The organism is Pseudomonas sp. PA-5-4B, from assembly GCF_021606215.1.
GTDB classification, from domain to species: domain Bacteria; phylum Pseudomonadota; class Gammaproteobacteria; order Pseudomonadales; family Pseudomonadaceae; genus Aquipseudomonas; species Aquipseudomonas edaphica.
Genome location: NZ_WKDB01000087.1, coordinates 1 through 23,118, shown reverse-complemented (window position 1 = coordinate 23,118; position 23,118 = coordinate 1). Strand labels below are relative to the sequence as shown.

Annotated in this window: 23 protein-coding genes; 8 read left to right on the top strand and 15 right to left on the bottom strand. The window is 61.9% G+C overall.

The annotated features are described in order from the left end of the window. Positions 1-778: 778 nt before the first annotated feature. The 4 genes from GIW28_RS27530 to GIW28_RS27515 form a co-directional block, all read right to left on the bottom strand. Entirely contained in the window at positions 779-1,033 is a 255-nt protein-coding gene (locus tag GIW28_RS27530; protein WP_177034694.1) for a helix-turn-helix domain-containing protein, read from the bottom strand. Between the two features lie 203 nt (positions 1,034-1,236). Next, entirely contained in the window at positions 1,237-2,163 is a 927-nt protein-coding gene (locus GIW28_RS27525; protein WP_099549188.1) for a FecR family protein, read from the bottom strand. Positions 2,164-2,200: 37 nt separating this feature from the next. Next, positions 2,201-2,746 carry an RNA polymerase sigma factor gene (locus GIW28_RS27520; RefSeq protein WP_017134603.1) on the bottom strand — a complete coding sequence of 182 codons (546 nt, stop codon included), beginning with the start codon at positions 2,744-2,746 and terminating at the stop codon, positions 2,201-2,203. Beyond that, positions 2,743-3,399 (bottom strand): secretin and TonB N-terminal domain-containing protein, encoded by a 657-nt coding sequence (locus GIW28_RS27515; protein WP_017134602.1) that lies wholly within the window; start codon positions 3,397-3,399, stop codon positions 2,743-2,745. The genes GIW28_RS27520 and GIW28_RS27515 overlap by 4 nt, the downstream gene beginning before the upstream one ends. A gap of 202 nt (positions 3,400-3,601) precedes the next feature. Here GIW28_RS27515 and GIW28_RS27510 point away from each other — a divergent pair, with 202 nt between their 5' ends. Next, a complete protein-coding gene (locus GIW28_RS27510; protein WP_017134601.1) occupies positions 3,602-3,913 on the top strand; it encodes a hypothetical protein in 312 nt (103 codons plus the stop codon). Positions 3,914-3,917: 4 nt separating this feature from the next. Here GIW28_RS27510 and GIW28_RS27505 read toward each other — a convergent pair whose 3' ends face one another. From GIW28_RS27505 to GIW28_RS27495, 3 genes are read right to left on the bottom strand one after another with little or no spacing between them, the layout of a single operon-like run. Next, positions 3,918-5,240, bottom strand: a complete 1,323-nt coding sequence (locus tag GIW28_RS27505; protein WP_236447982.1) for an MFS transporter — start codon at positions 5,238-5,240, stop codon at positions 3,918-3,920. Between the two features lie 37 nt (positions 5,241-5,277). Continuing rightward, complete coding sequence (locus GIW28_RS27500) at positions 5,278-6,813, bottom strand: class I adenylate-forming enzyme family protein (protein WP_169988377.1); 1,536 nt, start codon at positions 6,811-6,813, stop codon at positions 5,278-5,280. Positions 6,814-6,816: 3 nt separating this feature from the next. After that, positions 6,817-7,995 carry an acetyl-CoA acetyltransferase gene (locus GIW28_RS27495; RefSeq protein ID WP_236459112.1) on the bottom strand — a complete coding sequence of 393 codons (1,179 nt, stop codon included), beginning with the start codon at positions 7,993-7,995 and terminating at the stop codon, positions 6,817-6,819. Positions 7,996-8,125: 130 nt separating this feature from the next. Between GIW28_RS27495 and GIW28_RS27490 the strand changes: the two genes are divergently transcribed. The 4 genes from GIW28_RS27490 (at position 8,126) to GIW28_RS27475 (ending at position 12,071) form a co-directional block, all read left to right on the top strand. Beyond that, positions 8,126-8,698 carry a LuxR C-terminal-related transcriptional regulator gene (locus GIW28_RS27490; RefSeq protein WP_017134597.1) on the top strand — a complete coding sequence of 191 codons (573 nt, stop codon included), beginning with the start codon at positions 8,126-8,128 and terminating at the stop codon, positions 8,696-8,698. A 185-nt stretch (positions 8,699-8,883) separates the two neighbouring features. Further along, positions 8,884-9,777 (top strand): VOC family protein, encoded by an 894-nt coding sequence (locus GIW28_RS27485; protein ID WP_017134596.1) that lies wholly within the window; start codon positions 8,884-8,886, stop codon positions 9,775-9,777. Beyond that, positions 9,774-11,165 (top strand): alginate export family protein, encoded by a 1,392-nt coding sequence (locus tag GIW28_RS27480; protein WP_017134595.1) that lies wholly within the window; start codon positions 9,774-9,776, stop codon positions 11,163-11,165. Before GIW28_RS27485 ends, GIW28_RS27480 begins: the two co-directional genes overlap by 4 nt. Before the next feature lie 87 nt (positions 11,166-11,252). Continuing rightward, positions 11,253-12,071, top strand: a complete 819-nt coding sequence (locus GIW28_RS27475) for an alpha/beta fold hydrolase (protein WP_017134594.1) — start codon at positions 11,253-11,255, stop codon at positions 12,069-12,071. A 55-nt stretch (positions 12,072-12,126) separates the two neighbouring features. Here GIW28_RS27475 and GIW28_RS27470 read toward each other — a convergent pair whose 3' ends face one another. Further along, the gene (locus GIW28_RS27470; RefSeq protein ID WP_026013490.1) at positions 12,127-12,507 is read right to left on the bottom strand and encodes a DoxX family protein; all 381 of its coding nucleotides are present in this window, start codon (positions 12,505-12,507) and stop codon (positions 12,127-12,129) included. A 186-nt stretch (positions 12,508-12,693) separates the two neighbouring features. On the opposite strand from GIW28_RS27470, the gene GIW28_RS27465 reads away from it, so the two are divergent. Next, positions 12,694-13,692: an NAD(P)H-quinone oxidoreductase gene (locus tag GIW28_RS27465; RefSeq protein WP_099549182.1), complete on the top strand. Its 999-nt coding sequence runs from the start codon at positions 12,694-12,696 to the stop codon at positions 13,690-13,692. A gap of 266 nt (positions 13,693-13,958) precedes the next feature. Here GIW28_RS27465 and GIW28_RS27460 read toward each other — a convergent pair whose 3' ends face one another. The 3 genes from GIW28_RS27460 to GIW28_RS27450 all read right to left on the bottom strand — a co-directional run bounded on the left by GIW28_RS27460 (position 13,959) and on the right by GIW28_RS27450 (position 16,445). Beyond that, positions 13,959-15,083: an alkene reductase gene (locus GIW28_RS27460; RefSeq protein ID WP_236447769.1), complete on the bottom strand. Its 1,125-nt coding sequence runs from the start codon at positions 15,081-15,083 to the stop codon at positions 13,959-13,961. Positions 15,084-15,162: 79 nt separating this feature from the next. Further along, positions 15,163-15,840 carry a type 1 glutamine amidotransferase domain-containing protein gene (locus GIW28_RS27455; protein ID WP_236447768.1) on the bottom strand — a complete coding sequence of 226 codons (678 nt, stop codon included), beginning with the start codon at positions 15,838-15,840 and terminating at the stop codon, positions 15,163-15,165. Further along, positions 15,837-16,445, bottom strand: a complete 609-nt coding sequence (locus GIW28_RS27450) for a TetR/AcrR family transcriptional regulator (protein WP_236447767.1) — start codon at positions 16,443-16,445, stop codon at positions 15,837-15,839. Before GIW28_RS27450 ends, GIW28_RS27455 begins: the two co-directional genes overlap by 4 nt. Positions 16,446-16,630: 185 nt before the next feature. On the opposite strand from GIW28_RS27450, the gene GIW28_RS27445 reads away from it, so the two are divergent. Beyond that, entirely contained in the window at positions 16,631-17,569 is a 939-nt protein-coding gene (locus GIW28_RS27445; RefSeq protein WP_099549178.1) for a GlxA family transcriptional regulator, read from the top strand. Here the strand turns inward: GIW28_RS27445 and GIW28_RS27440 are convergent. The 3 genes from GIW28_RS27440 to GIW28_RS27430 are packed head-to-tail and all read right to left on the bottom strand — an operon-like array spanning position 17,556 to position 21,787. Further along, positions 17,556-18,977 (bottom strand): aldehyde dehydrogenase family protein, encoded by a 1,422-nt coding sequence (locus tag GIW28_RS27440; RefSeq protein WP_099549177.1) that lies wholly within the window; start codon positions 18,975-18,977, stop codon positions 17,556-17,558. The two genes, GIW28_RS27445 and GIW28_RS27440, sit on opposite strands and share 14 nt — an antisense overlap. Continuing rightward, a complete protein-coding gene (locus GIW28_RS27435) occupies positions 18,974-20,269 on the bottom strand; it encodes an aminotransferase class III-fold pyridoxal phosphate-dependent enzyme (protein WP_236447766.1) in 1,296 nt (431 codons plus the stop codon). The genes GIW28_RS27440 and GIW28_RS27435 overlap by 4 nt, the downstream gene beginning before the upstream one ends. Before the next feature lie 12 nt (positions 20,270-20,281). Then, positions 20,282-21,787 carry a serine hydrolase domain-containing protein gene (locus tag GIW28_RS27430; RefSeq protein ID WP_236447765.1) on the bottom strand — a complete coding sequence of 502 codons (1,506 nt, stop codon included), beginning with the start codon at positions 21,785-21,787 and terminating at the stop codon, positions 20,282-20,284. 140 nt (positions 21,788-21,927) lie between these two features. Between GIW28_RS27430 and GIW28_RS27425 the strand changes: the two genes are divergently transcribed. Next, the gene (locus GIW28_RS27425) at positions 21,928-22,806 is read left to right on the top strand and encodes a GntR family transcriptional regulator (protein WP_099549174.1); all 879 of its coding nucleotides are present in this window, start codon (positions 21,928-21,930) and stop codon (positions 22,804-22,806) included. Positions 22,807-22,973: 167 nt separating this feature from the next. Here the strand turns inward: GIW28_RS27425 and GIW28_RS27420 are convergent, their stop codons facing one another. Continuing rightward, on the bottom strand, positions 22,974-23,108 hold the full coding sequence (locus GIW28_RS27420) for an OprD family outer membrane porin (protein WP_236462226.1): 135 nt from the start codon (positions 23,106-23,108) through the stop codon (positions 22,974-22,976). Positions 23,109-23,118: the final 10 nt, after the last annotated feature.

The window sequence follows — 23,118 nt, the reverse complement described above, 5'->3', positions numbered from 1 at the left end:
AACACTCGGTGCCTCGCTATGGCTCGGCATGCCCGCAATCCGCCAGTGATTTGGGGGGCCGCCGCGATGGGCCATCCTTGGCCCAGCGCGGCTAAACCGGCATCCCTGCCGGTTTACCCCCCAAATCACTGTCGAATTCCGGCCATCGTGTTTGACGGGGCGATTTCAGATCAAGATCAAAAGCGCAGATCAAAAGACCGCTGACTTCGTCATCGAAAAGGATGTAAGAGCCAGAGCAACAGCAACAGCAACAGCAACAGCAACAGCAACAGCAACAGCAACAGCAGAGCCATACTCGGTCAAAGGTGGGAGCTGGCTTGCCTGCGATGGCATCAACCGGTTGTACCTGATGTACCGAGGTGTCTGCATCGCAGGCAAGCCAGCTCCCACAGAAAAGCAGCTCTTCAGTGTATGCAAATCCGCTTTTCGCTTTTCGCTTTTGATCCAACCACTCAGGTCGGCTTTCAGGCCGCCGTGCTGTAGATCTTGATCTTGATCTGCTTTTGATCTCAGGCGCCCCGTTAACCACGATGGCCGAACGCAGGCTTGAATCCGTGGGTAACCCGGCAGGACGCCGGGTTAGCCGCGCTGGGCCAAGGATGGCCCATCGCGGCGGCCCACGGATTCAAGCCGGAGTGAGGGCATGCCGAGCCTAAGCGAGGCACCGAGTGGTGGGGCGAAGACCTTTTGGTTACTTTTGGGGCGTTTGCCAAAAGTGACCCGCTGTAAGAGCGGAACCAATAGCCGCCGTTACCCAAATAACGGATATACCCCCAACCTACGGCTCCCCCTCCCCAGTCTCAAGCCACACCCTGCTCAAACTCAACGCACGCGCCAACCCCTCCAGATGCACATCCGGCAAACCACGCAAAAACCAGTTATTCAAACGTTGCGGACTAATGCGCAACCACTCGGCAAAGGCCGTCGGAGAAATTTCGCACGCTTTGAGCGCCACCCGCAGGCGGTGCCCCGAATGCACAAGACAAGTTGGCTGTGCCGCCTGCCCCTGAAGATGCTTATTGCAGATATTCATGAAGGATCGGCTCCCTGCCGTGCTTTTTCCCAGCAGTGACTATAAACACCGCCCGTGGGATTGGGCAGCTGTTCAAAGAGGCCGAAAAAACACAACGAGAAGACACCTACAATCACCGAGGAAAAAATCCTACACACCAAGCAGTGTTTAAAAGCGGACGCAGAGCGTCCATGGCGGCATTCCCACGCAGAGCGCGGGAACGATCAACTGAGCAACACCACCCCACCCGGCAGCTCAGTACACTTGGCCCCATACGCATCCCGAATCAACAGCGCCACGCCTGCCAATTGCTGCAAACTGAACCGCGCCTGCACCCGCCGCTGCCCCAGTTCCTTGTTAAGCAACACCAACATCCCCGGCCGATAACGATTGATCTCATCCACCACTGTCGCCAATGTCGCGTTGTTAAATACCAGCACCTGTTCACGCCAAGCGACGACCGCCTGCGCATCCACCCCAATCGGCTCGCCCACACCACCCGCGCCATAAGTCAGTTGCCGGCCACTGTCCAAGCGCACACTGCGCCCGGAAACATCCACCGTCAGCGAACCCTCGATACAGGTCACGCACACATTGCGGTCGGTGTTGCGCACATTGAACCGCGCCTGCGCCGCAGTCACCCAGCCCTCGCCGGCCTGCACCTTGAGCGGTTGCGCCAGCTGTGCAAGCACTTCGACTTCGCCTTCAAGCAACTCAATCCCCTGCCCGACCCGGCTGATACGCGTCTGTGTGTTGAGCTCCAGGCTGACGCCTTGGCTCAACAGCACCTGGCGCTGCTCACCCACCTCGGTGCGATAATCAGCCCTCAATCCGGCAAACCCGCCCGGCACGCCCACACGCACCATCACCACTGCCGCCGTGGCCGCAATCGCGCCACCCAGGAACGCACGACGCCCAAACTGACGGTGCGGCGCCGACTGTTCGGTGGCCGCGCCCAATTGCCGCCACAACAGCTTGGCCTGCTCGAACGCCTGGGCATGCGCCGGGCTTTGCGCGACCCAGGCCTGCAGCGCCTTGGCATCAGCCACGGTGGCCCGGCCCGAGGTCAGCAACAGCAACCAATCACGGGCTTGTTCGTGCACAGGGTCAGCGGGCGATTGCCGGGTGGAGGGGAAACTGAAAATGTTCAAGCGCGCACATACTCACGGTTTTATCAGGGACTCGACACTAAGACGGTTTTCCGGCCCCGGGACCGAACCGCTGAATCACTTTTCTTTCCAGGCGCTTGGCACAATGGCCCAAAGCAGCCTTGATTTCCTTCTCTACCATCCGCGTGGAAATACCGAAGCGCTGGGAGATTTCCAGGTGCGGCGCTTCTTCCAGGCGCGCAGCGATCAAGATCTTGCGTCGGCGCGCCGGCAGTTCGTACAGGGCTTTGACCAACGATTGGATCTCCTGCTGGCCACCCACCACCCGCGAAGGGTCCTGGGCCTCATCGGCGCTTTGCAGCAACGCCTCGACTTCACTGCCGGTGAGCAAGCGCGCATCCGCCTGGCGGCGGTCGGCGGCGATGTTCAGGGCCATGCGGTACAGGTAGGCGTTGGGTTGTTGCAGGTTCGGCGGCACGTCCATGCGGTCGACCCGCAGGTAGGTTTCGTGCAGCACATCATTGGCCAGGTCCTCCGAGCCCAAGCGTTTGCGCAGGCGCACCTTGAAGTCTTCATAGGAGGCCAGAAACAGACTGACCATCGCACTGTGCCCGGTGTTCTTCATGCGCCCGCGGCTCCCGTCCCTGCTGTGCATTCCATGCGTATTCCTGTTGTGTCGGGCATCAAAAGTAACGTCACCGGCTGGCGCAGCGCGCTGGGTGCCGGGCGTTCGACCCGGGTTGTCCCAAGGCTGCGCACCAGTGCTTCATCGCGTTGTTCGTCGCCGGTGGAGCTGACCAGCCGGCTGTGTTCAATCACGCCATCAGCGTTGACCCACACCTGCACCAACGCCCGAAAGCTGCCGGGCCGGGTCAGTGGCGAACGGCACAGGCTGGCTTCGATCGCCTGTTGCAGCGCGGCGGCGTAACTGGTGTTGATGCGTGCCGTATTGCGCGCTGACGCTCCCCGCAGCAAAGGCGCCGGGGTCGGCGGGACTTGCAGGGTGACCGCATCATCACGTGCATAACGCGCCATCAGCCCACTCCCCGTCAGCAGCACCGCCAGCGCCTCCTGCGCAGTGAACCGCCCGCGCACACCGATGGAGCGCCGGCCCCGCGTCAACTCACGGTCGACCAGCACCGCCATCCCGGTGGCGCGGCTGTAGGCATGCAGCGCGTGTTCCAGGTCCTGCGCGGGCAGGTCCAATGTCAGCAGCGATGGCGCGGCGCTGGCGGGCGTTATGCCAACCAACAGCAACAGCAAGGCCAGGGCACCCATGGCGCGCTTCCAGCCTCCCTGTTCACCCCCCACGCGGCATCGCTGCACGGCTGACGTGTCCTTGAAAACCGTCATCCTGAGGCCCGTTTATGAACCTGATGTTACGGTGATAGCAAAAAAAACATCACGGTGACGGCAAGCCCGCTGAACTACACTTCGCAACACTAACGGCCCCTCTGTGCGGGCCTGCCAGGAGGCTCCGATGAAGCGTTACACCCCATTCGCCGGCCTGTTGCTGTGCGTCGCATTGCCACTGGCCGCCCACGCCGAAACCGCTGCCAAAGGCTGCACGGAAGTCACGGTAGATGGGTACAAGGCACCCGACTATGGCTGCCTGAGCCAGCAAATGGGCAATGACCCGGACGCGGCCAAGGCCGCGCAAAAGAACCGCGAGGCGCAGAACCTCCCGGTACACAAGCGGCCGCCGAACCAGGTGGGGCTGGCCACGCCGGCGGCGACCAGTAACCGCATGGGCAATACGTTCGGGACGTCGGTAAAACCCCAACGCCCCTGAGCAATCAGGCCAACACCGCAGCCGCAGGCGGCACAACCACCGGGCTACCGCTGGCAACAAAATCTTCTTTGCGCAATACCACCAGGGCAATCAGCGATACCACACCGGTGGCCACGTAGAAGTACCACGGTGAAGTAATGTCGCCCGTCACTTTGATCAGCCAGGTGGAGATCAGCGGCGCGCTGCCACCAAACACCGCGACCGGCACGTTGTAGGCCACGGCAATCCCGGTGGAGCGGATGCGCGTCGGCAGCAACTCACTCATCAGCGCGTAGGTGGATGAGGCGTACAGCCCGAACAGGATCGCCACGGCCATCAACGGCGCGAAGAACGACGCGGGCGTGGCGGTGGGTGCCGATTTGAACAGCCAGAACATCGCCAGCGTGGCCAAAGTGCCGATCACCATCAGAAACGGCTTGCGCCCGTATTTGTCGGTGAAGGCGCCACCAAACGGCATCACGAATGCCGCCGAGAAGCTGGCGACAAACACATAGAGCAAGGTGGTGCCGCTGTCGAACTTGAGGATCTTGGCCATGTAGGTCGAGGCGAAGGTCAGCACCAGGTAAAAGATCGAGCTGTGCAAGGTGATGATGAAGAACACCAGGGCGATGGCGCGTTTCCACTGCCAGACCTCGCGCAGCGGCGCGCGGGAGGTTTGCCCGGCGCGTTGCAAGGCCAGAAACTCCGGGCTGTCTTCGAGCTTGAGGCGGATATACATGGAGATAAAACCCAGCGGCGCCGCGATCAGGAACGGCACGCGCCAGGCCCACTCCTGCATCGTGTCGGCGCCCAGAATCCAGGTCATGCCGTTCGCCACGGCGCCACCCAGCAGCAGGCCGAGCACGGCGGTAACCATCAACCAGCACGTGGCAAAACCGCGGCGGCCGGGGCCGGCGTATTCGGAGATAAAGCTGGTGACCGTGCCGATCTCGCCGCCCGCCGAAAAACCCTGCACGCAGCGCACCAGAATCAGCAGGATCGGCGCGGCGATGCCCAGGGTCGCATAAGTGGGCAACAGGCCCAGCATTACAGTGGAGCCGGTCATCATCACCAGCGCCATGATCAGGGTTTTGCGCCGGCCGATCTTGTCCGCCAGCGGGCCGAAGAACAGCCCGCCCAACGGCCGGATAAAGAAGCTCAGGGCGAACGCCGCGAAACTGGCGAGCAGGCTGGTGGTGGGGTCGTCGGAGACGAAAAACGCCTGGCCGATGTACACGGCGAGAAAGCCGTAGACGCCATAGTCGTACCACTCGATCAAGTGGCCGGAGGTGGCACCGAGAAATGCACGGCGGCGCTTGCGCTGCGTGTCTTGCGCTGTATGGCCCATCGAAGGGACTCCTTGTCAGTTGTTCTGTCCATGAAAACTAGGAAAGCGCGGCGATACTCGCTGCTTTCAACCACTGCCGCAAGTCGGTCTTGAGGGTTTTGCCGTAGCTGTTCTTCGGCAAATCGGCCCTGAACACATACTTTTTGGGTTTCTTGAATGACGCCATGCGCTGCAGAAACCACGCGGTGAGTTCGGCCTCATCCAACGCCTGCCCGCTGCGTGTAACCACGAAGGCCACCACTGACTCGCCCCATTGCGCGTCCGGCTCACCCACCACACACACCTCGGACACGTCGGGATGCTGCACCAGCACTTCCTCGACTTCACGCGGGTACACATTGCTGCCGCCAGTGATGATTACGTCTTTGGAGCGATCGGTGAGGGTCAAGAAGCCGGCCAGGTCGAGAAAGCCGATGTCGCCGGTGAGCAACCAGCCATCCACCAGGGTTTGCGCGGTGGCCTGCGGGTTGCGCCAATAACCTTGCATCACCGTGGCACCGCGCACGGCGATCTCACCGCGCTCGCCGGTCGGCAGCGGTTGGTGCCGGGCATCCAGAATACGGATTTCGACACAGGCTTGCGCATGGCCAACAGACGCCGCCAAGGTTGACCAGCCTGGGCGCTGGCGGTCCGCGATCAGAGCGCGTGGCAATACGCTGATGGTCATCGGGCTTTCACCCTGGCCGTAGATCTGCACCAAGCGCGCGCCGAAGGTGTCGAGCGCCTCGCACAGGTCGGCCAGGTACATCGGCCCGCCTCCGTAGACGATGGTCTTGATGCCGTCGCCGCCATAACCCTGGCGCCGCGCCTGTTCGACCATGCGCTTGACCATGGTCGGCGCGGCGAACAGCGATACATTGCCCAGCTGCGCAGCCAGGCCAAACAGCTCGCCGGCATCAAAACCGCCGGAAGCCGGCACCACATGCCGGGCGCCGCAGCGCACATGGATGAAGTTGTACAGCCCCGCACCGTGGGACATCGGCGCGGCATACACGGCTGCATCGTCGGCACTGACCGCGTCGACATCCGTGGGGTAACACAGCGACATCGCAATGAGGTTGCCGTGGGACAACATCACGCCCTTGGAGCGCCCGGTGGTGCCGGAGGTGTAGAACAGCCAGGCCAGGTCCTCGTCCAGGCGCGGCACCGGCTGCTCCAGCGTCGGCCAGCCACGGGTCGGCGGCAGCGTGTGAGCGTCCAGCTCCTTGCAGCGCGCAGGCAAGTCCCGGGATGACGCGAAGACCCGGCCGCCGTCGGTAAAGATCAAGCGGGCCTCGGCATGGGTGGCAATCCATGCAGCCTCTGCCGGGTGCAGTTTGGCGTTGATCGGCACCACCACGCCACCCAGCCACCAGACGGCGTAGAGCACTTCCAGGTAGTCGCAGCTGTTCTTCATCAGCAGCGCTACCGCATCGCCCGGCACCAGGCCATATTGATCGACCAGTTGCGCAGCGCGTTGACGGACATGGGCGGTGAAGGTCGCGTAGTCGGCGACTTGCCGCGTGCCCTCAAACAACGCCGGGCGTAGCGGATCGCGGCGCTGGGTGTCGTGCAGCCAGTTGGCAATGTTCATGGTTCAGCTCCGACGCGCGTGCAGCACCGAGGCATAGTTGGCCACGGCCATCCCGCCCATATTGAACACCAGGCCGAATTCGGGGTTGGGTACCGCCAGGCCGATCGGCTCGCCGGTCAACTGGCGAAACGCTAGGGCATGCATCGACACACCGGTGGCGCCCACCGGATGCCCCTTGGCCTTGAGCCCGCCGGACAGGTTCACCGGCAACCGCCCGCCCGCGCGCACCACACCGCTGTCGAGCACACGGTGCCCCTCACCTTTGGGCGCCAGGCCCATGGCCTCGTAGATCAGCAGCTCAGCGATGGTGAAGCAGTCATGCACCTCGGCGAAACTCAGGTCGGCCAGGGTGATATTCGCCCCGCGCAACGCCGCATGAATCGCGCGTTGCGGGCCTTCAAACGCGAGGATGTCGCGCTGGGCAATCGGCAGGCAATCGTTGGCCTGGGTCAGTGTACGAATCTGCACATCACGGCGGAACGCCCGCGCGCGCTTGGGCGAGGCCAGGATGATCGCGGCGGCGCCGTCGCTGATCAGCGAGCAGTCGGTAAGGCGCAGCGAATCGGCCACAAACGGGTTGCTCTTGGACACGTTGTTGCAGTGCTCGAAATCCATCACCCGGTGCATCTGTGCCAGCGGGTTGGCCATGGCGTTGGAGTGGTTCTTGGTGGCGATGGCCGCCATCGAGCCCAACGGGCAGTGGTAGCGCTCGGCATACTGGCGCGCCGCACGGCCGAACAGCTGCGGGAAACTCAAGCCCGCTTCGGCCGGGTCGTTCTGATAGCCGGCGCCGGCCAAGGCCTGGGTCACCTCGGCGGTGGTGGTGTGGGTCATCTTTTCCGCGCCCACCACCAATACCAGCTCGGCGCTGCCGGACAGGATCGCCTGGACCCCGGCCAGGATTGCCGCCGAGCCGGACGCGCAGGCGTTTTCACAGCGGGTCGCCGGTTTGAAGCGCAGCCCAGGGTCGGCCTGCAGCAGCAGCGAGGCCGGGAACCCGTCGGGCACCAACCCGGAGTTGAAGTGGCCAAGGAACAACGCATCGATCTCGCTCGCGTCAATCGCCGCGTCCTTCAGGGCTTCGCGGGTGACCTGTACGATCAGATCCTCCAGGCTGGTGCCTTCAAGGCGACCAAAACGTGAATGACCGGCAGCAACAATGGAGACGCAATCAGCTGGCATAATCAATTTCTTCTATTTTTGGCGCGGACATTTACCTACAATGACCCACCGTTGGGCGCGCGCCAATTCGTGCAACTACTTACATGGCTAAGTAGCCCCAGTTGAGAAAAGCGACGAGGCAGGATGCCCAATGAACGCGTTTGCACAGCAGTTCCACGACATAGAACGCCTGGCGTTCCAGCTCTCCCCCGCGCCGCAACTGGTCACCCGCAACCGCGTAATGGTCGACTGTAATGAGGCTTTCCTGCAGTTGTTCGGCTATTCGCGCGACGCATTGGTCAACCAGCTGACGCTGCTGATCTACCCTTCCCAGGCTGACTACCACGCCATTGGCAAGCGCAGCCATGAATGGCTGCTGGAAAGCGAAAACGGCTTTTACTCCGATGAGCGTTTCATGCAGCACCACAACGGCGAAGTGTTCTGGGCCAGGTCCCACGGCTACACCCTCACGCCCAAAGACCCGTTCAAGCTGATGATCTGGCACTTCGAACGCCTGGACCGCACCCACCAGGGCACCGGCGACCTCACGCCACGGGAGCGGGAAATCGCCATGCACATCGTCAATGGCCTCAAGTCCAAGGAAATAGCCCTACGCCTGGCGATCTCCCACCGCACGGTGGAGGTGCACCGGGCGCGCTTGATGAGAAAGTTGCAGGCCAAGACGGTGGTGGAATTGGTGTCGAAAATTATTATGGTGGTGTGACAGAGGTGGATTTTTGTCGGGTTGCGATATCACTCGAAGCTACAGCAGTATCCCGCGCTGAAAACCGCACCTGTCATGCCCTGTGACTTTCCGGCCTCAAGTGTTCCATCAAGCACGCCCGTACAATTCGCATCCGTGCCGGCCGCCTAAGCTCCTGACTTTCCAAAAACGACTGGAGAGCAGGCATGGGTAGAAACGCGAATACGGTAAGCCTGGCATTGACGCTGTTGGTCGGGGCCATGATGAACAGCGCTTTTGCGGCAACGCCGAGCGTGGCAGTGGCACCGCAATACGACACCAGCCACGTCTACGTGGCACCCGCTGATGTGGACCGCTTTGCCACGAGCTTCCTCGCGACCTTCGGTGGCAAAAGTACCCCACAAGTGGTGGTGAACGTACTGCCAGTGCCAAGCAGTACCACCTCGCAATTGCTGCAGACGCCAGTCGGTACGGTGTCACTGTTCGGCTTCAGCACCCCCATACCGCATCCGTTTGGCCAGGAGCGCAACGGTTATCTAGTCAAGGACATGGACGAGGCCCTAAAGGCCGCGCGGGAAAATGGTGCGGCCGTGATTGTCAGTGACTTTCCCGACCCTATCGGCCGCGATGCCGTGGTGCAGTGGCCAGGCGGTGTGAACATGCAGCTCTACTGGCACACCCAGGCGCCGAACTACGCAGGGTTTCAGACGGTGCCGGAAAACCGCGTATACCTGCCAGCCGAGCGGGCCGAGGCGTTTATCAACGCTTTCCTCGGTTTTTCCCATGGCAAGGTCCTGGCTGACGACAAACACGCGCCGGGTATCGATATCGGCCAGGGCGGCCTCTACCGGCGTGTCGACCTGCAATCGCCGTTCGGACGCATGGCCGTACTGGTGACCAATGGCCAACTGCCCTACCCGTTCGGCCATGAGACCACCGGTTACCAAGTCGACGACCTGACGGCTACCCTGGCCAAAGCCACAGGCTCTGGCGCCACTGTGCTGGTACCGGCGTTCGCGAGCAAAGGGCGGCGCAGCGCAATGGTCGAATTTCCCGGTGGATACGTCGCGGAAATTCACCAGCTCAGCGCGACAAAATGAATCGTCATACCCCCTGGGGCTTGGCCGTGCTGTGGCCGCTGCTCACCGCCAGCGCCCACGCAGAGGAGCAAGCCACCCGACCGGTGCTCAAAACCAACCGCTGGCAGGAAAACTGGTCGGTGCTGCAAGACCCGGTGCTGCGCACGCAACCTCTGGACAACTTGAAGTACATCCCGCTGTCAAGCACCAACCCGTTGACGTACCTGTCGTTGGGCGCGAGCTTGCGCGAACGCTTCGAGATGAACGATGCCAGTGGCTTCGGCGTGCGCGATGTGAAGCGTGATCGCTACCTGATCCAGCGCTTTGAGATCCACGCGGACCTGCACCTGGACGAAAACTGGCGGGTGTTCACCCAACTCGAAGATGCTCGGGCGTACGACAAAACCACAGTGGGTGGTGCCGATCAAAACCGTGTCGACTTGCGGCTGGCATTTGCCGAGTACGTGAACACCTTCAGCAGCGGGACGTTCAAGGGCCGTATCGGCCGCCAGGACTTCGCCTTCGACTTGCAGCGTTTTATCTCGTCGCGGGATGGGCCGAATGTGCGCCAGTCGTTCGACGCGCTCTGGGCCGACTGGGAAACCACCCATTGGCGTTTTATCGCGATCGCCAGCCAGCCGGTGCAGTATCAGGACGAGAGACACTTTGACGACCGCTCCAACAGCGACGCTCGCTTTCACCTGCTGCGGGTCGAGCGACTGGTGGGCGGCAGCAATGAATTGTCGGCCTACTACGGCGTGTATGAACGCAGCGCTGCGCATTATCTGGACGCCGACGGCGAGGAAACCCGCCAGTTTGTCGACGCCCGCCTGGGCGGCGCAGCCCAGGGCTTCGATTGGGACATCGAGGCGATGCTGCAAAGGGGGTCGGTGGGGAGCAAGTCGATTCGGGCGTGGGCCGCTGGCAGCCGCACGGGCTATACGCTTGAGGGCCTGGCATGGCAACCACGGCTCGGCGTGCAACTGGATATCGCCTCCGGCGACCGCAAAGCGGGTGACGCTACCGTCGGCACGTTCAACCCGCTGTTTCCCAACGGCTACTATTTTTCACTGGCCGGCTATACGGGCTACAGCAACCTGATCCACGTCAAACCGTCGATCACCGTCAAGCCCATTGCCAAACTGAGCGTACAGACTGCCATCGGCCTGCTCTGGCGACAGACCACCGAAGACGCGGTCTATACCCAACCGAACTTGCCCGTGGCCGGCACTGCAGGCAAAGGTGAACGCTGGACCGGCGCCTACACTCAGCTGCGCACCGACTATGACTTCACACCGAACCTTACCGGCGCGGTGGAAGCCGTGCATTACGCGGTGGGCCGCACCCTGCGCGAGGCCGGTGGTGACGACAGCAATTACCTGGGAGTCGAGCTCAAATTCAGTTGGTAAACCCAAGCAAGCACACGTGTACAAGCCCTTCGACACGTGCAGGGCAATAGTAACGCGCAGTCATCCCCCTCAATCAAGGAGTTATGCATGAGCACATTCGTTGCCAAAGATGGTACCCAGATCTACTTCAAGGACTGGGGCAGCGGTAAACCTGTATTGTTCAGCCACGGCTGGCCGCTGGATGCGGATATGTGGGAATACCAGATGGAATACCTGAGCAGCCGCGGCTTTCGCACCATCGCTTTCGACCGCCGTGGTTTTGGGCGGTCCGACCAACCCTGGACCGGCAATGACTACGACACCTTCGCCGACGATATTGCCCAGTTGATTGAACACCTGGACCTCACCGACGTGACCCTGGTGGGCTTCTCCATGGGCGGCGGCGACGTCGCTCGCTACATCGCTCGCCATGGCAACGCACGTGTAGCCGGCCTGGTATTGCTGGGTGCCGTGACGCCGATCTTCGGTCAGAAAGCGGACTACCCGCAAGGTGTACCCACCGATGTATTCGACGGTATCAAGGCCGGGCTGCTGAAGGACCGCGCGCAATTTATCAGCGATTTCAATACCCCGTTCTTTGGTATCAACCAGGGGCAGAAGGTCTCGCCGGGCGTGCTCACCCAGACCTTGCAGATTGCCTTGCTGGCATCGCTCAAATCGACGGTTGATTGCGTCACGGCATTCTCCGAAACCGACTTTCGCCCGGACATGGCCAAGGTCGATGTGCCGACCCTGGTGATCCACGGTGATGGCGACCAGATCGTGCCGTTCGAGACCACCGGCAAGGTGGCGGCGCAGATGATTAAAGGCGCGCAATTGAAGGTGTACAAGGACGCGCCGCATGGTTTTGCCGCCACTCACACCCAGCAGTTGAACGAAGACCTGTTGGCCTTCCTCAACCGCTGAAGCAACGGCGTCACCCTCTCCTTTCTTTGGCCGGGCTTGCCCGGCCTTTTTTTGTTCAGGCGTGATCAAGTGCCAGGCGACCGGGCCCTGCGATCAGAATGCTGGAAAACAGGATCAACAGCAGCCATCCAAACTGCCCTTCAAACAGCGACCACTGCGGGTGCACTACCAGCAAAGCCACCAGCAGCACTGCAAGGATCGGCAAACAGGCCAGGCGCACCCAGACCCCGGCGATAATCAACAACGGGCAGACGACTTCAGCGCCAATCGCCAGGCATAACGTGACATTGGCACCCAGGTGGAACGGGTCTTCGATCAGCGTCAATTGTTGGCTGTAGTGGAGCAGTTTGGGCAGCCCATGTACCCACAGCAAGAACAGCGATGCACTCACTCGCAGAAACAGCAGCCCAAGCGCCTGACTTTTTGATTCATTCATCTGCAACGTCCATAAAAGAAACCGACGTCGATTGTGTCCGCAGAGCCGCGCCCGAGCTTGCAAGCCTGTGCTGACCTTATGGCAAAGAGCCGGCTATGCTGGGCGCCACACAAACTACCCCGGTTGAATCAACCACCCCAGGCTGCGGTCCCACTTCATACGCTCATCGCTACAGGAATCGTAAACATGACTCTGCCCCACGACATGACCCAGATTGAAATCACCACCTTCGGCGGCCCTGAGGTTCTCCAGCCCCGTCAGGTTGCAGTGCCCTCACCCGGCCCCGGCGAAATTCTGATCCGCGTGCATGCCGCCGGGGTCAACCGTCCTGATGCCCTGCAACGCGCCGGCAAGTACCCGATGAAGCCCGGCATGAGCCCGATACCGGGCCTGGAAGTGGCCGGCGAAGTGGTTGCGCTGGGCGACGGCGTCAGTGAATACAGCCTGGGTGACAAGGTCTGTGCCCTGACCAATGGTGGCGGCTATGCACAGTTCTGCGCCGTACCCGCCAGCCAGGCCCTGCCGGTGCCTGAAGGCATGGATTGGATTCAAGCCGCTGCCGTGCCAGAAACCTTTTTCACTGTCTGGGCCAACCTGTTCGGCCTGGGTGGCGCGCACACAGGCCAACGCGCCTTGATCCACGGCGGCACCAGCGGCATCGGCACCACCGCGCTGATGCTCTGCCAGGAGTTCGGCATCCAGGCGTTCGCCACCGCCGGCAGCGCCGACAAATGCGCGGCAATTGCCAAACTGGGCGCCGAGCCGATCAATTACCGCGAGCAGGACTTTGCCGAGGTCATCGCCAAGAAGACCGGCGACCAGGGCGTCGATGTGATCCTCGACATCATGGGAGCCTCCTACCTGAACAACAACCTCAAGGCCCTGGGCATGGACGGGCACTTGGTGATGCTGGGCTTCCTCGGCGGCGGCAAAGCCAATGACGTCGACCTGCTGACGATCCTCGGCAAACGCGCAGTCATCACCGGTTCCTTGTTGCGCGCTCGCACCAAGGACGAGAAAGCCGCAATCGCTGAGCAACTGCGCGAATACATATGGCCGGTGCTGTCCGCCGGGCGCTGCCTGCCGATCATCGACAAAGTGTACGCATACACCGACGCCGCCCAGGCCCATGCGCGCATGGAAGGTGGCGACCATATCGGCAAGATCGTGTTGCAGGTGAAGTAATCGAGCCCCGGCGAGGCGGCGGCACAGGCGACATACAAGTTGCCTGACCCACCGCTTTCGCAGCCTCGCCGGGGCTCGACAGCTCCCACAGGGAATCGGCTGTGTTGCTGGGGGTTCGGTTTGCAGGGCCATCGCATCGAACGCAGATTCACCCAGCGACAAAGCTCAAATGTGGGAGCTGTCGAGCCCCGGCGAGGCTGCGAAGACGGCGGCACAGGCGAAACATAAACCACCTGAACCACCGCCATCGCAGCGGCTTGGCGCACTTACCCGGCGTACACCGGGTAATCGGTATAGCCCAGCTCAGAGCCGCCATACATGCCCTCAGCCCGCAGCGGGTTCAATGGCCAGCCGTTGAAAAGCCGCTGTGGCAAGTCCGGGTTGGCGATGAACGGGCGACCGAATGCGATCAGGTCTGCCAGCCCCGCCTCCAGCAGCTTTGCACCGCGCTCAGCGGTGTAGCGCCCGGCGTAGATGATCCGTCCGCTGAAGGTGTTGCGCACCGCCTGGCGGAAGGTTTCCGGCAGGTCAGGCGCGTTGTCCCAGTCGGCTTCGGCGATGGACACATAGGCAATGCCGGACGCCTCCAGCACCTTGATCGCCTCGATATAGGTGTGATGTGGGTCTTCCTCCACCAGGCCGATGTACACGCGGTCCTGATCAGTGCCGCTGAACAACGGCGAAAAACGCACGCCAAGACGCTCCGGCCCAACCACGGCCGTCACTGCTTCAACGATCTCGCGCAAAAAGCGCAGGCGATTGTGCAACGAGCCGCCGTATTCGTCGTCGCGCTGGTTGGCATGGGCAGAGATGAACTGGTTGACCAGGTAACCATTGGCAGCATGGATTTCCACGCCATCGAACCCGGCGTCCAAGGCATTGCGCGCAGCCTGTGCGTAATGCCCAACCAACTCCTCAATCTCCAGCACGCTCAATGCACGCGGCACCGGCGGCTGTTTCAATTCGCCCACGCCGGGGCCGGTTTCGATAAAGGCTTTCGCCTGCTCCGCCCTCAATGCAGAGGGCGCGACCGGTGCCAACCCTTCTGGCTGCAGGGCGTTATGGGACACACGGCCAACATGCCAGAGCTGGGCGAAAATCACCCCGCCTTCGGCATGCACCGCCTCGGTGACTTTGCGCCAGCCGTCGATCTGCGCGGGCGTGTAGATACCCGGCGTCCACGCATAGCCCTGGCCCCGAGGTTCGATCTGCGTGCCTTCACTGACCATGAACCCGGCGCTGGCGCGCTGGCGGTAATACTCGGCCATCAGGTCGGTGGCGACATCACCCGGTTGCGCACTGCGTTGACGGGTCAAGGGCGGCAGCACAACCCGGTTATTGAGGCTGTGATGCCCCAGTTTTACCGGGGTATTTAGAACACGCATGGTCATGAGTAAAAGTCCAAATTCAGGGCGAACAAAAGCATTGGCGGCTCTTGAGAGCCGCCAATGCCTACAACGGTTAGTTAATTTAAGCGGTGAGTTTCAGCAGGGCCTTGGCCACATCGCTGGAGCTGGCAGGGTTCTGCCCGGTCACCAGCAAACCATCTTCAAGCACAAAGGATTGCCAGTCGGCGCCCTTCTCATACAGGCCACCGAGCGCCTTGAAATCATCTTCAATCAAAAACGGCACCACATCGGTCAGGCCCACGGCGGCTTCTTCGGAATTGGAGAAGCCCGTCACACGACGGCCTTTCACCAACGGCTCGCCGTTGACCGCCTTGACGTGACGTAGCGTGCCCGGCGCATGGCAGACAAACCCGATCGGCTTACCGGCGCGCTCAAAGGCTTCGATCAGCGCGATCGACGCTTGCGATTCGGCCAGGTCCCACAATGGCCCATGACCACCTGGGTAAAACACCGTGTCGAAGTCGGCAGCATTCACCGAGTCCAGCTTGACCGTGTTGGCCAGGGCCTGCTGCGCGGCCGAATCGGCGGCAAAGCGGCGGGTATCGTCGGTTTGCGCATCCGGCTGGTCACTGACCGGGTCCAGCGGTGGCTGACCACCGGCCGGCGATGCCAGCACCAGTTCGGCACCGGCGTCCTTGAAGGTGTAATACGGAGCGGCAAATTCTTCGAGCCAGAAGCCGGTTTTACGACCGGTATTGCCCAGCTGGTCGTGAGAGGTCAGTACCATTAATACTTTCATTTTCCAGTGCCTCGATCGATGGGTTGCAGTAGATGTTGTGTGAGTAGCAGCGCCTCATCAAACGGCGCGGATGTTCGGGTGATCTTGCTCATGACGCTGGTCCCCAACCACAACGCATACAGGCGCCGGGCCAGGCTTTCGGCGTGTGGCTGTGCCTGCAGCGAGCCGTCTTCAATGCCGTGCTGCAAGGCCTGGGCAAGCAATTCAATGGTGCGTGCAGTGCCGCGCTGCAGGGCCAGACGCATCGGCTCTGAAAGGTCTGACACCTCGGCACCGAGTTTGACGGCAAGGCATTTGCCCGTATCGGTGCAGCCGGTCTGGTTGTCGACCCAGGAGTGCCAATAGCGCATCAACTTGGCGAAACCTGACACTTCAGGCTGATCGAACAACTGCTGCATGCCGTTGACGTAGTGGTCGAAGTAGCTGTCGAGCAACACCACGCCGAAGGCATCCTTGGAGTTGAAGTAGTGATAGAACGAGCCTTTGGGTACTTCGGCGGCTTGCAGTATTTCGTTCAAGCCCACCGCAGAAAATCCTTTACGGCCGACAATCACTTGCGCCGTGTCAAGAATCGCCTGCCGGGTACTTTTAGTTTCGTTGTTCATCACGCTTCCCGTCCGATTAGACCAGTCGTCTAGTTCGTTGAGGGGATGTTAGGCGCCACGCACACCTTCAACAATGTCAGATGCGCAAGGATTCCGGACATGCCACAAAGCCGGTTGCCGTTTACCCGACACCCGCCGACAATCGCCACTCCCGTGCCCTGGCCCGCGTTTTTTGGAGAACAATGATGCACAGCGTTGCGCTGATGGTTTACCCGAACTTTCAATCCCTGAGCCTTAGCCTGGGCTCGGTATTTGAATGCGCGAACCTGCTGCGCGGCGAACCGGCCTATGAGTTTCACCTGGTGTCGGAAAGCGGCGGTGCCGTGATGACCTCCCAAGGCTTTTCGGTGAACACCACGCCGATCCGCGCGCAGGGCTATGACACGCTGATCGTCAGCGGCTATCTGGAATTTCGCTTGCCGGAAGCCAACCTGCTCGAACTGGTCAAGGCCGCCTCCGCCCAATCACGGCGCGTGGCCTCATTGTGCATGGGCATCTTCGTGTTGGCCGAAGCCGGCTTGCTCGAGGGCAAGCGCACCACCACCCACTGGATCCACGCGCCCGCCTTTCGCAAGCGCTACCCGCACATCCAGCTTGAGGAAGACAAACTGTTCGTGGTCGACGGCCAGATCTGGACCGGCGCCGGCATGAGTGCCGGCGTCGACCTGGCACTGACCATGGTCGAGGCTGACCTGGGCAGCGACCTGGCCCGGCGCATCGCCCGCAAACTGGTGATCGCCCAACGCCGCGGCAGTGAGCAGTCGCAATTGTCAGCCCTGCTGGAACTGGACCCCAAATCCGACCGCGTGCAGCTGGCCCTGGCCTATGCCCGCGAAAACCTGACCCACGACCTCTCGGTCGAAGCCCTGGCCGAGGTTGCCCGCTTGAGCCCGCGCCAGTTCAGCCGGGTGTTTCGCGAAGAAACCGGGCAAACACCGGCCAAGGCCATCGAATCACTGCGCGTGGAAGCAGCCCGGGCGATGATGGAAACCAGCCGCCACCCGGTCGAAGTGGTGGCCCGCGAAACCGGCTTTGGTGACCGCGAACGCATGCGCCAGGCGTTTCTGCGTGCCTTCGGGCAGCCGCCACAGGCCATGCAACAGGTGTTGTTCAATCCGGGTTAGGCGCATAACCGAACATCGACTTCACCTCCAGGTAATCCTCCAAGCCAAACACGCCCCACTCGCGACCATTGCCCGACTGCTTGTACCCGCCAAATGGCGCGCCATTGTCAGCCTTGCTACCGTTGAGGTGGACCATGCCCGTGCGCAGTTGCCGAGCCACGAAACGCGCGCGTTCCAGGGTGCCGGCGCTGACGTAACCGGAGAGACCGTAGGGGCTGTCGTTGGCAATTGCGATCGCCTGCGCTTCGCTGTCGTACGGGATGATCACCAACACCGGCCCGAACACTTCTTCACGGGCAATCGGCGACTGCGGGTCGACGTCGGCGAACACCGTGGGCCGCGTATAAAAACCCGTCGTCAGCGCTTCGGGCCGCCCCACGCCACCGCATACCGGCGCCTGGGCGACTGCCCCCAACACCCTCTGCACGCGTTCGAACTGCGCCTGATTGGCCAGCGGCCCGATGGCCGTGGCCGGGTTGCTGTCGTCAAAACACACTTGCGCCGCCACCTCTCGGGCAATCTGTACCGCACGGGCCTGCATGGCCCGTGGAACCAGCAGGCGCGTCGGTGCGTTGCATGACTGCCCGCTGTTGCGAAAGCAACTGCTGACGCCGTGGCGCACCGCTGCATCGAAGTCCGCATCCGCGAGGATCAGGTTGGCCGACTTGCCGCCCAGTTCCTGGCAGACCCGCTTGACCGTTTGCGCGGCCGCCTTGGCCACCGCAACCCCTGCGCCGGTCGAGCCGGTAAAGGAAACCATGTCGATATCAGCATGGCGGGCAATCCCCTCGCCGAGGGTCGGCCCATCACCATTGACCAGGTTGAACACGCCCTTGGGCACCCCGGCGCGATGCAGGATGTCGGCCAGCAACAGGGCCGACAGGGGCGCCTTTTCGCTGGGTTTGAGCACCAGGGTGCAGCCCGCTGCCAGGGCTGGGGCGAGCTTGCAGGTCAGCTGATTCAGTGGCCAGTTCCACGGCGTGATGAGCCCGCACACGCCAATCGGCTCACGGCTGATCAGAGTGCTGCCGTGGAGGCGCTCGAATGCGTAGTCTTTCAGCAGTTCATAGGCCCGTTGCAGATGGCCCAGGCCTGCCGGCACGTGTGCGCTGCGCGCCAGCGACAATGGCGCGCCCATCTCCTGGTGCACGCACTGCGCGAGGGCTTCGCTGTGTTGGCGATAGCCGTCGATGATCGCCGCCAACAGCTCCAGGCGTTGCTCGCGTGACCATTGGCTGTAGCAGTCAAAAGCGCGCCGAGCGGCAGCCACCGCCAGGTCCAGATCGGCGACAGTGCCCAGGCTGATGCGGGTGATGACGCACTCGGTGGCCGGGTTGAGCACCGCCAGGGTTTCGGCCCCCAATGGCTTGACCCATTGGCCGTCGATGTAAAAGTCCCGGTGATTCATCGCGTCGCCTCCAGCGCAGCGCCCAAGGTATGGAAAACCAGCGCGACCTGCTCCTCGCTGATGATCAACGGCGGCGACAGCAGGATATTGTCCCCGGACGCGCGCACCAGCACGCCCGCCTCGTAACAGCGCTGGGCGACCTCCCCGGCCCGCGCACCCGGCGCACCCTCGCGCGGCTTAAGTTCGACCGCACAGAGCAAACCTGTTGCACGCACATCCAGCACCCACGGTTGTTCACGCAGCGCCAGCGCGCGGGCTTGCCACAGCGGGGCAAGCTGCTGAACATGGGTGTTGATAGCCAGTTCCTCGTGCACCTGCAGGGTCGCCAAACCCGCTGCGCACGCCAGTGGATGCGCTGAATAGGTGTACCCATGCATCAACTCGATGGCCTGCTCCGGGCCTTGCATAAAAGCCTCGTACACCGCGCCGCTGACCAGCACGCCGCCCATGGGCACCGCACCGTTGGTGAGGCCTTTGGCCAGGGTCATCAGGTCTGGCGTAACACCGAAAGCCTGGGCGGCGAACCCATGACCGAGGCGGCCGAAACCGGTAATCACTTCATCAAAAATCAGCAGCACGCCATGACGATCACAGATCTCGCGCAATCTTTGCAGGTAGCCCAGGGGCGGTGCGTACACGCCGCCTGAACCGGTGACCGGCTCGACAATCACGGCCGCCACGGTTGCCGGGTCGTGGATCTCCAGCAACTGCAACAAGGCATCGGCATAGTGCGCGCCCTGCTGCGGCTGACCCGGGCTGAAACGTAAGCCCGCGTCATAGGGCAGCGGCAAATGCGCCACATCACCCAGCAACGGGCCGAAGTCGCGCTTCTGGCGGCCAATCCCCGAGACCGACAAACCGCCAAACCCCATGCCATGATAGCCCTTGGCGCGGCCGATCAGCTTGGTGCGGCGGCAGTCGCCGCGCGCCTGATGGTAGGCGCGAGCGATCTTTAACGCAGTATCCACCGCTTCGGAACCGGAGTTGGTAAAAAACACTTTATCCAGGCCCGTAGGGGCGGTTGCCACAAGACGATCAGCCAGGGTCAGCGCCGCAGGGTGGCTCATCTTGAAGGAGGACACAAAGTCCAGGCGCCCCGCCGCTTCCCGAATCGCCTCGACGATACGCGGCTGGCCGTGACCGGCGTTGACGCACCAGAGCCCGGCCATGGCGTCGAGCACCTCGCGCCCCTCGGTGGTGGTGTAATGCATGCCGGCAGCGCGATCAAACAACATCGGCTGACGGTTGAAGGCGCGCATCGCGGTAAAGGGCGCCCATAGGGAAGAGGTCATTGCGTGCACTCCTTAAGACTGTGTGCGTACGCCGAAAAGGGTTGGCCGTTGCAAGGCGCCGGCGTTGGTGTTCACACCTCGGTCGCAATACAAGCGACCCTCCAGGAGGCGGCAGCGCACGTGGTCACCGAATGCGGTTTCAACAAAGCGCCAATCCATGTGCAACTCGCCCTCGGGCGTCCACCGCGCCTGGGCAACCACCTGCGTTTGCTCGGGTTGATACTGGTGATGCAGATAGTTGCCGGTCATGCTGGTAGTGGTTTCGATCGGTTGCCGCAAGCCGGCACGTATGTGGTGGGTGCCGCGGTGGTCAACCAGGGTGAAATCGCAGTGCTCTCCCTGGAAATCAAAGGCCAACTCGCGCACACCGTCCTCATTGGGTTCGATGGCGAACCGACCTTGCATGGCGGCGCTGGCGGGCGAGGCATGCAGGCCTGGCAGCCCGGGCAGGCGCAGGCCCTCGATCAGCGCGTCCAAGTGCATTTGGCTGGTTTGAGCATCCGCAGCAGTGCGCCCCAGCGCCGGGAACAGATGCTGCCACAGCGCCTGGTGCAAGCGTTTCTCGCCCAGGCGCAGGCCGCAGGTGAAGACAATCACCGTGTCCTGCTCCGGCAGCACCATGCACTGCTGGCCGAACACCCCCGAGGCGTAATAGCCGCCGTGCTCGGTCATCCACCACTGGTAGCCATAGCCTTCGCGCTGGGCTTCGTTGCCCTTGTTTTTGTCCCGTGGCAGATACTGCTTGCCGTCGAACTCGCCCATCCATACGTCCTGTACCTGGTTGCGCGTGGCCTGTGCCACCCACTGTGGCGACAACAGCTGGCGGCCCTGCCACTGGCCCTGGTTGAGGTGCAACACGCCGAATTTCAACGCGTCTTCGCTGGTGCAACTCAAGCCATTGCCGCCGGCGTTGAAGCCCCCCGGCGCCAGGTCCCACGCAAGCTTGTCGAGCCCCAGGTAATCAAGGACACGCGCCTGCAGCAGGGCATGCATCGTCTGCCCGGTCGCCTGGGTGACAATCGCCGAAAGCATAAAGCTGGAAGCACTGCTGTAGATAAACGCCTGGCCCGGCGGCTCGTCCACCGGCTCGTTGAGAAAGGCCTCGACCCAACTGCTTTGCAGGTTGCGCCAGTCCCCGCCGGAAATCCCGCGTGCATGGCCGGTGCGCATGGTCAGTAAATCCTCCACGGTCATGGCCGCGAGGTTGGCGCTGATGGGCTGCGGGCACAACTCGGGGAAGAAACTGACGACCTTAGCGTCAAGCCGCAGGCGACCGTCGTCCACCAACAGGCCGATCGCGGTGGCGGTCCAACTTTTAGTTGCCGAATGCTGCACATGCATGCGGTGCGCCGAGTAGGGTTGCCAAAACGCCTCGACCACCACCGCACCTTGGCGATAGAGCATGAAACTGTGCAGTTCAAGACCCGCCAGGGACACGGCCTGGATGAAATCGGCAATGCCGGCGGGGTCGACACCGCGTTCATGGGGCAAGGCCCTGGGCAGCGGAATGTAGGTCATAATCGGTCCTCTTTGATGTTTTTATATTTCAAATAATGCAGATAAGGTTTTACTCACGACGGCCTTCATGTATTTGAGCCGCCTATAATTCAGTTTTCCGGGTATTCTTGCCTCCCTTGTCACAGGATCGACTTCACGCCATGCCCCAACTCACCTCGCTGCAGACCAAAGTCGCCGGACAGATCCTGGCCGCCATCGCCAGCGGCGACCTGCAACCCGGGATGCACCTCAAAGAAGTGGAACTGGCCCAGCGCCTGGGCGTGTCGCGCTCGCCGATCCGCAGCGCGCTGTCGTACCTGGCCACACAGAAAGCCATCGAGCCGCTGGCGCAGCAGGGCTTTCGTGTGCCACTGGAAGCCGGCGATGGCTTGGCGCAACAGGTCAGTGCGTTGCATAACGAAGAAGATCAGCTGTACACCCGCTTGATCGATGACCGTTTGAACCAGGTGCTGCCCGACCAGATTTCCGAAAGTGATTTGCTGCGCCGCTACGGTGTCGGCAAAAGCGTGCTGCGCCGGTGTTTGCTGCGCTTGTCTGATGAGGGTGTGATGCAGCGCAAGCACGGGCATGGCTGGCAGTTTTTGCCAACGCTGAACAGCCCGAAGACGCGCTTTGAGAGCTACCGCTTCCGCATGTTGCTGGAGCCGGCGGGGCTGTTGGAGCCGACGTTCACTATCAACCCTGAGCAGTTTCGCCGCTGCCGGGAGCGGCAGATGGAGTTGTTGGAGGGCACGGTTGATGGGCAGCGTTTTATCGAGTGCAACGCGGAGTTTCATGAGCTGCTGGCGGCGGCTTCCGGTAATGGCTATATCTTGCAGGCGATCCAGCAGCAGAACCGGTTGCGACGGTTGACCGAGTTTCACACGGTGAACAATGTGGAGCGGGTCCGGGTGTCGTGCCAGGAGCATCTGGCGATTCTGGATGCGTTGGAGCAAGGCGATAATGAGTGGGCGTCGACGTTGTTGCATCGGCATCTGGATGTGGCGAGCAAGTTGCGGGTGGCGCGAAACAAGAGCTGAGGCGTGTGGATTGGGGGCATATCCGCTGCAGCGGTTACCCCCACCTGGGGCTATGTACCCCGACCCAAGTCTTCCAGCGCCTGACACATGGCTCTGGCGAGCAAGCCCGCCATCGCAGGCCAGCCAGCTACCACACAGAGACAGCGTCTTCAGGGCAAACACGTGCATCACCAAAGCGCCACGGTGTAACCGACGATCACCCGGTTTTCATTCATGTCACGCAGGTAATTGGCCTTGCTCAACCCATTGCGCCAGCGCAATGAAACGCCTTTCAGCGCCCCCGACTGGAATACATACCCCACATCAATATCC